Source organism: Sphingomonas ginkgonis, assembly GCF_003970925.1.
GTDB classification, from domain to species: domain Bacteria; phylum Pseudomonadota; class Alphaproteobacteria; order Sphingomonadales; family Sphingomonadaceae; genus Sphingomicrobium; species Sphingomicrobium ginkgonis.
Genome location: NZ_RWJF01000001.1, coordinates 764,621 through 777,956, shown reverse-complemented (window position 1 = coordinate 777,956; position 13,336 = coordinate 764,621). Strand labels below are relative to the sequence as shown.

General features: G+C 71.3%; 14 protein-coding genes. 4 read left to right on the top strand and 10 right to left on the bottom strand.

Annotated features, from left to right (window positions below; genetic code table 11):
• Positions 1-62: 62 nt before the first annotated feature.
• Positions 63-269, bottom strand: coding sequence for a hypothetical protein (locus tag HMF7854_RS03795; protein WP_126717881.1), 207 nt, complete (start codon positions 267-269; stop codon positions 63-65).
• A gap of 93 nt (positions 270-362) precedes the next feature.
• Between HMF7854_RS03795 and HMF7854_RS03790 the strand changes: the two genes are divergently transcribed.
• Together HMF7854_RS03790 and HMF7854_RS03785 are read left to right on the top strand one after the other, a co-directional pair.
• Positions 363-1,019: a hypothetical protein gene (locus HMF7854_RS03790; RefSeq protein WP_126717880.1), complete on the top strand. Its 657-nt coding sequence runs from the start codon at positions 363-365 to the stop codon at positions 1,017-1,019.
• Between the two features lie 41 nt (positions 1,020-1,060).
• Entirely contained in the window at positions 1,061-1,321 is a 261-nt protein-coding gene (locus HMF7854_RS03785) for a DUF2171 domain-containing protein (RefSeq protein WP_126717879.1), read from the top strand.
• Here the strand turns inward: HMF7854_RS03785 and HMF7854_RS03780 are convergent.
• From HMF7854_RS03780 to HMF7854_RS03760, 5 genes are all read right to left on the bottom strand, one after another.
• Positions 1,318-1,527: a hypothetical protein gene (locus tag HMF7854_RS03780; RefSeq protein ID WP_126717878.1), complete on the bottom strand. Its 210-nt coding sequence runs from the start codon at positions 1,525-1,527 to the stop codon at positions 1,318-1,320. The two genes, HMF7854_RS03785 and HMF7854_RS03780, sit on opposite strands and share 4 nt — an antisense overlap.
• Before the next feature lie 29 nt (positions 1,528-1,556).
• Entirely contained in the window at positions 1,557-1,790 is a 234-nt protein-coding gene (locus HMF7854_RS03775) for a KTSC domain-containing protein (RefSeq protein WP_126717877.1), read from the bottom strand.
• A gap of 74 nt (positions 1,791-1,864) precedes the next feature.
• Positions 1,865-3,685 (bottom strand): DUF885 domain-containing protein, encoded by a 1,821-nt coding sequence (locus HMF7854_RS03770; protein WP_126717876.1) that lies wholly within the window; start codon positions 3,683-3,685, stop codon positions 1,865-1,867.
• A 94-nt stretch (positions 3,686-3,779) separates the two neighbouring features.
• Positions 3,780-4,760 (bottom strand): RcnB family protein, encoded by a 981-nt coding sequence (locus HMF7854_RS03765; protein ID WP_239016820.1) that lies wholly within the window; start codon positions 4,758-4,760, stop codon positions 3,780-3,782.
• A gap of 33 nt (positions 4,761-4,793) precedes the next feature.
• Positions 4,794-5,327, bottom strand: coding sequence for a (2Fe-2S)-binding protein (locus HMF7854_RS03760; RefSeq protein ID WP_126717875.1), 534 nt, complete (start codon positions 5,325-5,327; stop codon positions 4,794-4,796).
• Here HMF7854_RS03760 and HMF7854_RS03755 point away from each other — a divergent pair.
• Both HMF7854_RS03755 and HMF7854_RS03750 read left to right on the top strand, forming a co-directional pair.
• Positions 5,317-6,159: an alpha/beta fold hydrolase gene (locus tag HMF7854_RS03755; RefSeq protein ID WP_126717874.1), complete on the top strand. Its 843-nt coding sequence runs from the start codon at positions 5,317-5,319 to the stop codon at positions 6,157-6,159. The two genes, HMF7854_RS03760 and HMF7854_RS03755, sit on opposite strands and share 11 nt — an antisense overlap.
• A 74-nt stretch (positions 6,160-6,233) precedes the next feature.
• On the top strand, positions 6,234-7,151 hold the full coding sequence (locus HMF7854_RS03750) for a transglutaminase-like cysteine peptidase (RefSeq protein WP_221766406.1): 918 nt from the start codon (positions 6,234-6,236) through the stop codon (positions 7,149-7,151).
• Positions 7,152-7,295: 144 nt separating this feature from the next.
• Here HMF7854_RS03750 and HMF7854_RS03745 read toward each other — a convergent pair whose 3' ends face one another.
• From HMF7854_RS03745 to HMF7854_RS03730, 4 genes are read right to left on the bottom strand one after another with little or no spacing between them, the layout of a single operon-like run.
• Positions 7,296-8,579, bottom strand: coding sequence for an HlyD family type I secretion periplasmic adaptor subunit (locus tag HMF7854_RS03745; protein WP_126717873.1), 1,284 nt, complete (start codon positions 8,577-8,579; stop codon positions 7,296-7,298).
• A 10-nt stretch (positions 8,580-8,589) separates the two neighbouring features.
• Entirely contained in the window at positions 8,590-9,666 is a 1,077-nt protein-coding gene (locus HMF7854_RS03740) for a cell wall hydrolase (RefSeq protein WP_239016819.1), read from the bottom strand.
• Positions 9,663-11,825 carry a type I secretion system permease/ATPase gene (locus HMF7854_RS03735; RefSeq protein WP_126720047.1) on the bottom strand — a complete coding sequence of 721 codons (2,163 nt, stop codon included), beginning with the start codon at positions 11,823-11,825 and terminating at the stop codon, positions 9,663-9,665. The genes HMF7854_RS03740 and HMF7854_RS03735 overlap by 4 nt, the downstream gene beginning before the upstream one ends.
• A 36-nt stretch (positions 11,826-11,861) precedes the next feature.
• A complete protein-coding gene (locus HMF7854_RS03730; RefSeq protein ID WP_126717872.1) occupies positions 11,862-13,277 on the bottom strand; it encodes a TolC family protein in 1,416 nt (471 codons plus the stop codon).
• Between the last annotated feature and the right edge of the window lie 59 nt (positions 13,278-13,336).

The window sequence follows — 13,336 nt, the reverse complement described above, 5'->3', positions numbered from 1 at the left end:
AAGAAAAGCCCGGCCGGCACCGCGATGCCGACCGGGCTCTCTCCCTCGAACCGGGACGAACGTCAGCTGTGGTTGACGTTCACGTCGATCTTGTCGGGAACCTTCACCTCGGTCGTGTTGCCGCCGAGGCCAAGCTGGCCGCGGAACAGGAACAGCAGCAGAAGGACGACGACGATCAGCACCACGACGGCGATCACACCACCGCCGCCACCACCGCTGTCCGTCACCACGGTCGTCCGCTCGACCCGATCCTCACTATCATCGGCCATGTTCATTCCTCCCTGTCTTTAACGCAGCGTAACGAACCCTCGGCGTGCCGCTCGGTTCCGGAACCGGCTGCTCGCTGGATCGGTTCGGGACGAATGAGGAAACGCCTGCTCCCGCTCGCCGCGCTGCTCGCCTCCGCCTGCCAGCAGCCCGCCACCGTCAACCAAGTCGAGAATGGCGCGGCGCCCGCCGCCCCCGCCAACGCCGCCGCGAGCCTGCCCGCGCCGTCGCAGCCGGTGCCCGGTCCCGCTTCCCGCCCGGTGCCGATCCCCGCGCCTCCCGGCGGTGCTCCGGCCGCGCCTGCACCGCCGCCGCCGCCCACTCCGGTCGAGCCGGGCACGCCCAACGGGCTTCCGGACGACCGCACCCCGCTCGCCGAGCCGAAGGGCCCGATCGACCCGCGCAGCGCGGAGGCCGCCGGGCAGCTCGTCCAGCACTACGCCGCGCTGGTTGAAAGCAAGCGGTTCGCCGACGCGGCCACGCTGTTCCCCGGACAGGCGCAGCAGACCGGCCTCGCCGACGTGCGCAGCTGGTCCGAGCTCCACATGCAGATCGGCAAGCCCGGCGAAACCGAGGGCGCCCCCGGCTCCATCTACTGCACCGTCCCGGTCCAGCTCTACGGCACGCGCGAGGGGAAGACGGTCCGGCGACGGGCCGACGTGATCGTGAGCCGGGTCAACGACGTCGACGGCTCCACCCCGGCGCAGCGGCGTTGGCACATCAGGCAGATCAACCTGCAACCGGCCGCCTGAGCCGGCGTTCAGCGTACCAACCCCCAGCAAGGAGACCAGACATGGCCGATCTCAGCCAGGTTCAGGAGCATATGAAGATCATCGGCGCCGATGGCGCGCCGCTCGGTACCGTCGACAAGGTCGATGGCGACCGCATCAAGCTGACCAAGGGCGACAGCGGAGTCGCCCATCAGGATCATCACCACTACATCCCGGGCGGGCTCGTCGCCGGGATCGAGGGTGACACGGTCCGCCTCTCCGCCAATGCCGACGTCGCCGCCGACCTGTTCGAGACGGAAGAGAGCGGCGAGCCGATCGGCTAGAGGTTCGCGATGATCCCGGCGGCCTGGTCGACCGTGTTGCGGTCGGCCAGGTCGCCGCTCGCGTCCGCGGCGTTGGCCGCGGCATTGTTGCCGTCCGACTGCGGCGCCCCGCCGGCGACGTCGCAGGCGAACCAGATGATCCCCGCGGCCCAGATCAGCGCCCACCAGCGGCTGCGGAAGATGTTGCTGTGCTTGACCGGGATCATGGCGGCCATCCTAGCCACCCGTCCGTGAATCAATCGTTGGCGACCTGCCGCCGCCGCCGCTCGGGCGCCAGCTCGTGGCAGGTGAAGCGGCCCTTGATCCGGCGATTGAAGAAGACGCCCTTGCTGTTCGCCGCGGCGAACCCGTCCGCGATCAGCGGCGGCACCCCGAGATAGATGTAGCGCCGCCCGCTGACAAACGAGAGCTCGAGCGCGCGCTCGTCCGGCCAGTATTGCGCACCGGTGATCAGGCTCGACGCGGACATGCAGCCACAATCGCCGGCGGGTCGTCCCGGACCCGCCCCCTGCGCCGAACCGACTCGGGGGCGAGTCGAACCGTTCAGGCCGCCTTCCGCTCCGCGATCCAGCGGTCGATCTTCTGCTCGAGGATCTGCAGCGGAAGCGCGCCGGTCATCAGCACCTGCGCGTGGAACTCGCGGATGTCGAACTTCGGGCCCAGCGCCGCCTTCGCCTTGTCGCGCAGCCGCTGGATGGTCAGCGCGCCGATCTTGTAGGCCAGCGCCTGGCTGGGGATGGCGATGTAGCGCTCGACCTCGGCGGTCGCGTCGCTCTTTCCCATGCCCGAGTGCGACAGCATGTAGGCGATCGACTGGTCGCGGGTCCAACCCTTGGAATGGATGCCGGTGTCGACCACCAGCCGCATCGCCCGCAGCATCTCGTCGTTGAGCGTTCCGAACCGCTGGTAGGGATCCTTGTAGAACCCCATGTCGTAGCCGAGCGTCTCGGAATAGAGCGCCCAACCCTCGACATAGGCGGTGTTCCCGCCGAACCGCATGAACGGCGGGAGCTGGTCGTTCTCCTGCGCCAGGCTGATCTGGAAATGATGCCCCGGCTCGCCCTCGTGGAGGAACAGCGTCGTCTCCTCCCAGGTGCTGCGCGAGGGAAGGTCGTAGGCGTTGTAGTAGAAGGTGCCCGGCCGGCTCCCGTCGGGCGTCCCCTGCTCGTAGCTTCCGCCCGCCTCGAACTTCTCGCGGAACGGCTCGTAGGCGCGGATCTGCAGAGGCGACCTCGGCACGGTCGAGAAAAAGCGCGGCACCTGCGCCTCGACCTTGGTCTTGAGCGCGAAATAATCGTCGCGGATCCCGTCGCGGCTCTTCGGCTGGAACTGCGGCGCGGTGCGCATATAATCGAAGAACTGCGGAAGCGTGCCCTTGAACCCGACCTCCTGCCGGACCTTGTCGAACTCGGCGGTGATCCGCGCCACTTCCTTGAGCCCGAGCTGGTGGACCTCCTCCGGCTGCAGCGGCAGCGTGGTGGTCGACTGGACGAGGTAGCGGTACAGCGCCGGACCGCCCTTCATGTACATCAGCCCGACACCCTCGCGGGCGTGCGACAGATAGTCGTCGCGCAGGAAGTCGCGCATCCGGGTCAGCGCGGGATAGAGTTCACCGGTGATCGCCGCCCGGTATTCGCCGGCCAGCCGCGTGCGGTCGGCCGCGCCGATCCCCGCCGGGAAGGTCTTGACCGGCTGGTAGAAGCTCGACTCCTCCGGCGCGATCTTGAGCTGGTTGTCGAGCTGCTCGATCATGTTGCGGACGGTCAGCTTGGTGTCGACCACCCCCGCGGCCTCGCCCTGCTTCCAGCGCCCGATCGCGCGGTCGATGTAGGTGGTGAAGTCGCGGTGCCGCTTGAGGTTGTTCTCATAGTCGGCGAGCGTCTTGAACGGCGCCGCGCCCTGCCCGCTGGCGAAGGTCGCATAGTCCTTGTGCAGACCGTAGAAGTGATTCATCGGCCGCACTTCCTGCAGGAACAGCAGGTCCGGGCTGTACCCCCGAAGCGCGTCCTTCAGCTGATATTCGAACACGTCGTAGGCGAGCTGATCGGTCGCGTTCAGCCGCGTGCGCGGGATCCGGTGGAGCGCCGCGAGATCCGACTGGTTGGCCGTCTTCTCGCCCGCGTAATAGGCGTCGGTGATGCTGTCGCCGAGCCGGTCGGCGTAGCGCAGGTCGCCGCGGTAGATCGCCTGGATGGGATTGCGGCGGAGCTGCGCCTCGTCGCTGCGCTGGAACAGCGCGAACAGCTGCGCATGCGCGCTCGCCGCGGTGGCGGCGGATCGCGGTGCCGCCGCCGGCGCGGCCGCCGCCGCGGTGCCGAGCGAGAGGGCCGAAGCGAGAAGAAGCGCGCGGAGCTTGACGGTCATGGGCGAGCCTTGCTGCTGGAGGAGGGGCAACGGACGTGAAAAGGGCGCTGCGAGCGAGCCGCAACGCCCCTTTCGACCAACATTCCTCCGGCGTCTACCAGAAGAAATTGTAGATCACGTCGACCACTTCGCCGCTGTAGATGTCGACCAGCAGCGCGTCGTCATAGTAGCGCACCCAGCGATACGGACCGTCGGCCGGCGGCAGGCGATACTGCCACGGGTCGCTCAGCCAGAAGCTCCGCTGGTAATAGCCCGGGTAGAGCTGGTAGCCGATCCCGAACCGCTGGTAGCCCCACCCGAACGGGTCGGAATAGAGCCCGATGCGGAAGATGCTGCGGTTGCGGTCGCGGTAGCTGCGCCAGTCGTAGCGATGGTCCTGCCGCCACTCCTGCCGCCAGCGACCGTCGATCTGCCCGCCCGACCAGCGCGAGCCGTCGCGGCGCCAGTCGCGGCCGTCGCGATCGCGGCGGAAGGTCTGCGCGCTGCGGTCGGCGGTCATGTCCTGCGGCGTGACCACCCGCGGGCCGCGGAAGGCGCCGGTCTCGTCACCGACCCGGCCGCCCCAGCGCGACCGCTCGCCCTGGCCCCAGTCGCCCTCGAAACGGGTGTTGCCGGGCCGGCGGAACTCGGGCCGCTGGTCGGCGCTGCGGGTGCGGTCGCCCCAGTTCATCGGCCGTTCGCCGGCGCCGTTGCGCTCGCCCCAGTTCGCCCGCGGCTCGCCGCCACGGCTGCGGTCGCCCCAGCCCATCCGTCGCCCGGCCTCAGCCTGCGCCGGCGGGGCCGCCTGCTGCGGCAGCTGCTCGGCCCGCTCGAAGCGCTGCTGGAACTGCATCGGCGCGACGCCCTGCGGCCGCTCGACCCCGGCGCCGCTGCGGCCGAACCCGCCCGGGCGCTCGCCGCCGTCGAACCGGCCGAAATGATTGCCGCGCTCCTGCGGGGCGGCCTCACTCGAGCCTCCCGCCGAACGCTCGGCGCGGCCGCCGCGGTCGCCGCCGCCGTCATGGTTCCAATGCTGCGCCAGCGCCGGCGAGGCGGCGGTCCCCGCGAGCAGGGCAAGAAGGAAAATCTTACGCATCGTCGTGCTTCCCTCGGGGAGACGGGAGTCTCCCTATGGGGTCGGCTTTTCAACTTTCGTCGATGAGCCGGCGCTTAACGGCGGTGAAACGTTCCCGACAGGTTCGGCCCCGGCAACCGCGCCCATCGCGGCGGCGGCGCGGGCGATCGCCCGGGCGATGCGCGGCTGCGCGCCGCACGCGCACAGGTTGGGCAGCGCCGCGACTTGCTCGGGCGTCGGCCGCGGGCTCGCGCGGAGCAGCGCGGCGATCGCCATGATGAAGCCCGGTTCGCAGAAGCCGCACTGGCTGACCTGCTCGGCCGCCCACGCCTGCTGGACCGGATGGCCGCGGTTCGCCGACAGCCCCTCGATGGTGGTCACCTCGGCACCCTCAAGCGTCCCGATCGCGACAGTGCAGCTGGTCACCGTCCGGCCGTCGACGATCACCGTGCAGGCGCCGCACCGGCCGGTGCCGCAGCCATGCTTGGTGCCGGTCAGGTTGGACGCGTCGCGCAGCGCCCACAGCAGCGGGGTCGCGGGATCGAGCTGGTAGCGGATCGCCTGGCCGTTCACCGTCATGCTGGTCATCGTCCGGCGACTAGCGCTTGCCAAGCGCCGCGCCAACGGGTTGAGCGGGCGCATGGCGAGCATCGACACGAGCGTGGGGCGGATCGGCGTTGCGGAGGCCGGCGGTGGCGACGGCACCCCGCTGCTGTTCCTCCACGGCGTCGGCTCGGACAAGAGCGTGTGGCACCCGCAGCTGGCCGCGCTCGGCCGCACCCGCCGCTGCCTGGCGATGGACTACCCCGGCTATGGCGAGAGCGGGTTCGTCGCCGGCGCCGGCCACGATTCCTACGCCGCCGCCGCGCTGGCGCTGCTCGACGCGCTGGGGATCGGCCGGGCGCATGTCTGCGGCCTGTCGCTTGGCGGGGTGGTCGCCATCGCCATGCACGCCGCCGCGCCCGAGCGCTGCGCCTCGCTGATCCTCGCCGACACTTTCGCGGTCCACCCCGACGGCCAGGCGATCCACGATCGCTCGCTCGCCGCCGCCGCGGAGCTGGGGATGCGCGGGCTGGCCGAGGCGCGGGTCGACGCTCTGCTCGCCCCCGCCGCGCTGCCGTCGGTCCGCTCGGAAGTGGTCGAGACCATGGCCGGGATCGACCCCGCCGCCTATGCGCAGGGCGCCGCCGCGGTGTGGCTCGCCGACCAGCGCGCGCGGGTCGCGGCGATCGCGGTCCCCTCTCTGATCCTGGTCGGCAGCGCCGACCGCATCACCCCGCCCGCGCTGAGCGAGGACCTGAAGGACCGGCTGCCCCAAGCCGCGCTGGTCGAGATCGCCGGCGCAGGCCACCTCGCCAACCTCGAGCAGCCCGCCATCTTCAACCGCGTGGTGGAGACTTTCCTCTCCGGCCTGGACTGAAAAGGTCAAGGTTAGCAGCGTTTTAACCATCCACTTTAAGCTCGCCTTCGCCTTGTTCTGCGACATCGCGGGGCATGGAAAAGTCCCCCTTTCCGTCGCTCGCCGCCGCTGCTTCGGCGGCCCTTCTCGCCCTCGCCACGCCGGCCCAGGCGCAGGCCGTCGCCAGCCTCTCCGCCAGCGCCTCGGGCGCCAAGAGCATGGCGATCCTCGGCGGCCCCAGCGCGCTCGCCGCGATCGTCGCGCAGCAGAACCGCGCCGCCCTTCTCGCGCCCGCCTCGGCGCCGCGGCCCGTGGCGCTCGCGCCGGCGGTGCAGCCGCTCCAGCCCGCCCCGGTCGGGCTCGCCCCGCCGCTCCGCGCCGCGGTCGCTAGCGACCGTCCCGACGTGTTCGGCAGCGTCGCGCTGGCGATCGGCCACAGCCCGCTCGACGCGCGCTGGCGCCGGGTCGAGCCGGGACAGGTCGGCGGCACCGTCGCCGAGTTCGCCGCCGGCCTGCGCGCGCTCCCGCCCCGCACCCGGCTCGAGGCGGTCAACCGCTACGTCAACCGCCGCCTCCGCTTCGTCGACGACAGCCGCCGCTGGGGTCGCGCCGACGTCTGGACCGGTGCCGCGCAGACGCTGCGCAGCGGGCTCGGCGACTGCGAAGATTATGCGATCGCCAAGTTCGCGCTGCTCCGCGCCGCCGGCGTTCCCGAGCACGACCTCTACCTGGTGGTGGTCAAGGACCTCGTCCGCCGCTCCGACCACGCGGTGCTGGTGGCTCGCGCCGACGACCGCTTCTGGCTGCTCGACAACGGCACCGAGGCGGTGACCGACGCCGAGGACATGCAGGACTATCGCCCGGTGCTGAGCTTCTCGGGCGGCCGGGTCTGGACCCATGGCTACCGGATCGCCCCCGCGCTGACCGTCGCCGCCGCGCCCGCCCAGCCGGCTCCGGTCCGGACCGCCTCACTCGGCTGGGTGTTCGGCAGCAGCGCCGCCTTCGCGCACTAGGCTCCGCGCCCCTGCCCCGACCCGGCGTCGGGAGCGGGGGATGATCGGGGGCTAATCCCGCGCCTGCTGGGCACGGCACCATACGGCCCGAAAGTCATGCTCTCTGCCGGTCAACGCTCCCGGCCGAAAGCAGGAAGCGCGCGCCTACCGTTCCCGAAGCGCGTCGCTCCGCGCCTTGAGCACCGGCTTCAGCAGATAGGTGAGGATGCTCTTGCGCCCGGTGATGATCTGCGTGTCGGTCATCATCCCCGGCGTGATCGGCAGCTGCCGACCCACGCTCATCAGCCACGCCTTGTCGGTCTCGACGATGACGTTGAAATAGGCTTCCTTGGTCGCCTCGTCGTAGATCGAGTCCGCCGACACCTGCACGACCTTGCCGTCGAGTCCGCCGTAGATCGAGAAGTCGTAGGCGGTGACCTTCACCAGTGCCTTGTCGCCGACCTTGATGAAGGCGATGTCGCTCGGCTTCACCCGCGTCTCGACCAGCAGCTTGTCGCCCAGCGGCACGACTTCCATGATCTTCTGTCCGGCCTGGACGAAGCCGCCGATGGTGGTGACCTGGACGTCGTTGACCACCCCGTCGACCGGCGAGCGGATCTCGGTCTTGCTGACCCGCCCCTGCGCGCCGCGCAGCGACTGCTGGTTGACCGCGATCTTGGCGTTTACCTGGCTGCGCTCGTTGAGCGCGTCCTGGCGGAAGCTGAACTGCGCCTCGCTCGCCTCGCTCAGCGCCTGCTGGATCGCGGCCTGCGCCCGCCCCTGCTGCTCGCGCGCGGCGGCGATCCGGCCCTGCAGATCGACCACCTCGCGCTGCGCGGTGGCGAGGTCGGTCTGCGGAACGATGTTCTTGGCGGCGAGCGGCGCCAGCCGGTTCACATTGTCCTGCGCCAGTACCAGGCTGCGCGACAGCGAGCCGATTGTCGCCGCCGCCTCGGCCGACTCGCGCCGGCGCTGCTCGGCGGTCGCACGAAGCGCGGCGACCTTGCTCGACAGCGCCGAGCGGCGCGCCTGGAGCAGCGCATTCTCGTCCCCGCCGACGCTGCCGCCGGCGCCCGTGCCCTCCGCCTCGAGCCGCGCCGAGCGCTGCTGCAGGCTGCGCGTCTCCGCCTCGATCTGGCCGAGCTGCGACGTGCTCTCGGTATCGTCGAGCCTCACCAGCAGCTGCCCCTTGTGGACCCGCTCGCCCGAGCGGACCAGCAGTTCGCGGATGGTCGCCGGCTCGGCCGCCTGGATGAGCTGCAGCTTGCTGGTCGGGATGACCTTGCCCTGTCCCTTCGTCACCTCGTCGACCTGCGCCAGCGAGGACCACAGCAGGAACAGCGCGAAGCCGACCGCCGAGGCGAGGATGATCAGCCGGGCGCCGGTCAAGGGCCGGTAGCCGCGACGGCGGGTAGCGGGGCGGCGGTCGGTCAGGGGGATGGAAGCCATGCTACGCGTCCTAATTGCCGCCGCCCGACAGCGGGGCGGCGCTGGCAACGGCGATCGCCGCGGCCGGGGTCTGGGTCGGCGCCGGGCGGTCCTGCAGCGCCGCGATACGCGCCGCGGCCGATCCGCTCTCCGCCGGAAGCGGGATGTTCAGGGTCCAGCCCTTGCTGGTGTCGAGCAGCCCGCCGACGTCCTGCTCGGCCCGCGCGACCGGCGGGCCCTTGGCCGCCTCGGCCGCCGCGAGCACCAGCGGCGCCTGCGGTCCGGCGCCCACCCCCGGGCGAAGCGCCGGGCGCAGGCTCGCCGGGTCGGCGGGCTCGCCGGCATAGCGGCCGGTGAAGGCGGCGGCGGTGCCCCACGCGCCCGGCCAGCGATAGAAGATGTGCGCGCCGATCTTGCTGATCTTGGCCAGCAGCGGCGCCCAGCGCGGCGCGACATAGTCGGCGTGGTAGTGGGTCGCCTGCCCGACGCTCGCCTCGACATAGCCGGCGAGCGCCGCGGCGGCGACGGACTGCGCCGCGGCCCAGGCGGCCGGCGCCGGCGCCCGCCACAGCGACCCGTCGCAGACAAAGCTGAACTGGCAGCCCGGCCGGCTCGCGCCCTGGTAGACGACCCCGCAGACGCTCTTCGGGAAGGCGGGATGGCGCATCCGGTTGAGCACCACCTGCGCCACCGCGCGGCGCCCGGCGAGCGGCTCGGTGGCAGCCTCGTAATAGACCGCCTGGGTCAGGCAGGTCAGTGCCCGGTCGTGGTCGGTCGCGCTGCCGCTGAGCGCGAAGGCGCGGGCCGACTGGATCGGCGCGGCGCTGAACGGCAGCGCGGCATTGATCCGCTCCGCCTGGCTGCCGGTCGCTTGGCCGACGCTGGCCTGCTCGCCGCTGGTCGCCGCGACCAGCCGCGCCTGCTGCACCGGAGCGAGCGGAACCGCCACCGACCGCTCGCTCCCCGCCACCGGCGCGGCACCCGCGGTCAGGCCAAGCCCCCCGGCGAGCAGCGCCGCCACCAGCACCGCGCCCAGCGCCGCCACGTCCCAGCGGAGCGCGGCGAGGCCGATCCCCAGCCGCCGGCGGACCAGCACGAGCGCGCTCACCGGGCCGCCGCCTTGGGCGCCGCGGCCGCCTGCGCCGCGGCGCTCAGCTGCTGCATCACCTTGTCGCGCGGCCCGTCGGCGAGGATCCGCCCGCCGTCGATCACGATCAGCCGGTCGACGATGCTCAGCATCTGGTGGCGGTGGGTCGACACGACCAGGGTCTGGTCGGGCGCCACCGCCGTCTTCAGATGGTCGATGAAATAGGCTTCGGTCTGCGTGTCCATCGCGCCGGTCGGCTCGTCGAGGAACAGCAGCTTGGACGGGCTGACCAGCGCTCGCGCCAGCACCAGCAGCGAGCGTTGCCCGCCCGACAGATGCCCGCCGCGCTCGCCGACCGGCAGGTCGAACCCCGCGGCGTCGCGCGACAGGAAGATGTCGGCGCCCGACTTCACCACCGCCTCGATCAGCTGCTCGTCGCTCGCCTGCGCCGCGCCCAGCATGAGGTTGTCGCGCACCGTCCCGCTGAACAGCTCGGCATCCTGCCCGACGAAGCGGAACGCCTCGCGCAGCTGGTGCGGGTGGTATTGCCGGCTGTCGAGCCCGTCGACGGTGAGCACCCCTTCGCTCGGCGCGTAGAGGCCGCACAGCAGCCGGCCGAGCGTCGACTTGCCCGAGGCGACCCGGCCGATGATCCCGATCCGCTCGCCCGGGCGGATCGTCAGGCTGACGTCGGCCAGGCTGTCGCGCGCCGCGTTGGGGTAACGGAACTGGACATGGTCGAGGACGATCGTGCCCGAACGGATCTCCGGCACGATGCTGCGCGTCGCGGCGTGCCGCTCGTCCTCGCTGTCCATCATTCGCTGCAGCGAATCGAGCGTCGCGAACGCCTGGCGGGCGCGCGTGACGAGGAAGGCGAACTGCCCGACAGGGGCCAGCGCGCGGCCCGCGATCATGACGATGGCGATGATCGCGCCCATCGTCATGTGGCCCTCGTTGAACATGTAGAAGCCGCCGATCAGCAGCCCGATCGAGATCAGCTGCTGCGACACGCTGGCAAGGTTGACCGCCACCGCGGTCAGCCGCCGCATCTTCTCCTGCGTCGCCGCCGAGTTGGACGAGTAGCGCTTCCACCGGCCGAGCATCTGCCCCTCGGCACGCGCGGCCTTGAGCGTCTCCAGCCCGCCGATCGATTCCACCAGCACGCTGTGCTGGAGCGAGCTGTCGGCCTGCGCGTCGAGCGCAGTCCGGCCCATCGCCCGGCGCAGCGTCATGCCGGCCGCGACCATCAGCACGATCCCGACCACCGGCACCAGCACCAGCCAGCCGGCGAGGATGGTGATCAGCCCGAGGAACAGCAGCAGGAAGCTGATGTCGACCAGCAGCACCACCGTCGTCGAGGCGAAGAAGTCGCGCACCATTTCATATTCGCTGACCCGCCGGGCGATCGCGCCGGTCGAGCCCTGGCGCTGCGCCAGCGGCAGGTTCATCACCTTCTCGAACAGCTTCTGGCTGAGCTTGCCGTCGAGCTTGCGGCCGACCTCGTCGATCAGCTGCGAGCGGGCGAGCCGAAGCGTGAAGTCGAGCGCCAGCGCCAGCACCACGCCCAGTGCCAGCACCCACAGGGTCGGGATCGCCTTGTTGGGGATGACCCGGTCGTAGACGTGCATGGTGAACAGCGGCATGGCGAAGGCGAGCAGGTTGACCACCAGCGCCGCCAGCAGCACCGGCGACAGCTCGCGGCGAACCTTCCACACCTCCGCCCAGAACCAGTGATGGCGCCTGGCGTGGTCCCACGGCCGCTCGCTCATCCGCTCGCGGGTCGGATCGGCCTCGACGAACACCGCCTCGCCGGTGAAGGCGCCGGCGAGCTCGTCGATCGCCACCCACATCGGCTCGGGCGCGCCCGGCGCATAGACCAGCGCGTCGCCCCCGTTCAGCTCGAGCAGCACCGCCGCGCGCTCGTCCTCCAGCTCAAGGATGGCGGGAAGCTTGGCGGCCGGCCAGCGGCGGAGGTTGCGGGTGAGCGGGAAGCTGCGCATCCCGACTTGGTCGAGCGCCGGCTCGATCTGGTGGAACGGCAGCGTCCCGCGGTCGGACAGCGCCAGCCCGGCGCGCAGCAGGACGGGCGAGGAGGGCCGGTCCGACCGCCGGGCGATGAAGCTCAGGCAGTCGAGGACAGGGTCGAGTTCACGCGGTGACCCGGAATCCAGCCAGTTCATGAAACTCAACGCCCGTCCCCTTCACTGCTCTGCAGCTTAGCGGCCGCCGGTCGGCGCCGGCGGTCCCACCACCACCGGCGGCGCGCCGGTCTCGACCCGGTAGGCGGCCGGCACCTCGTGGACGCGGAACCGCTCGCGCTCGTTGGAGAAGGCCTCGCGCGGCTTCTGCACGCCCAGCGCGTCGGCCAGCCGGTTGTCGGCGGCGAGCACCCGGTACTGCGCATAGAGCCGCGCCATCCGCGCACTCTCGGCCTGGGCCTGCACATTGTAGCGGGTGTTCTGCGCATCGAGCACGTCGAGCAGCGAGCGGCGGCCGACATTGAACTGCTCGCGGTAGCTCAACAGCAGGTCGTCGGTGACCTTGCCCTGAGTCTCCAGCTCGCCGACCAGCCGGTTCTGGTTCTCCAGCCGGTTCCACGCCGAGCGGGCGTCCTGCTCGGCGCGGCGGGTCTGTTCGAATAGCCGGCCCTGCGCCTCGTCGGCGCGGCGCTGCTGCTCGCGGATATTGGCTTCCTTGATCCCGCCGTTGGTGAGGTTCCAGCGCATGACGACATTGGCCTGGAGGTCGCGGGTGTTGCCGGCGAACCCGTCGATGTCGTTGCCGACCCGGGCCTGGCCTTCGAGGTTGAGGCGCGGCCCGGCGTCGCTGCGCGCGGAGCGGACCAGCTCGCGGGTCGCGGCGAAGTCGGCGAGCGCCTCCTGCACCAGCGGGTTGCGCTCGCGCGCCTGGCTCTCCGCCTCGGCCAGCGTCGGCGGCAGCGCGGCGGCGAGATCGGGCGGCAGGGTCGCACTGTCGATCGGCACGCCGGCCAGGTTCTGGAACTCGATCGCGGCGGTGTTGAGATCCTCGGTCGCCTCGGTCACCCGGGCCCGCGCGGACTGCAGCCGCTCCTCGGCCTGCTGCTGGTCGGCGATCGAGATCGAGCCCTTCTGCACGCCTTCGCGCAGATCGCCGGCGAGCTTCTCGTGGAAGGCGACATTGTCCTGCGCGATGGCGACGAGGCGCTGCTGCAGCAGATAGTCGATGTAGGCGCGGCTGACGTTCAGCGCGACATATTCCGACCGCTCGCTGATGCGCGAGGCGGCGGCGTCGGTGCGCGCGGCGTGGCGGCGGATCTCGGCCTGGCGGCCGCCCGCATCGAGCAGCAGCTGGTCGAGCGTCAGCGCGCCCTCGACCGGGGTCAGGGTTTCGCCCGCGAGCCCGATCGCGCGGCGCGTCGGGTTGCGCAGCTCGCGCACACCGGCCGAGGCGCGGACGTCGACCCGCGGATACCACAGGCCTTGCGCCTGGCGGCGCTCCTCCTGGGTGGCGAGCTTGTTGGCGATCGCCTGGCGCACCTGCGGATTGGTGTTGAGCGCCTGCTGGACGGCGTCCTTGAGGTCGATGCCCCAGGCCGGCTGCGCCGCGAGCAGCACAGCGCCGGGCACGAGCCACGATGCATTGATCTTCATTGTTCCCCCCTTCTGGTCGTGACCGGCGAGCCCCTTGTCCCCTGGGACTCGCCGGGTAG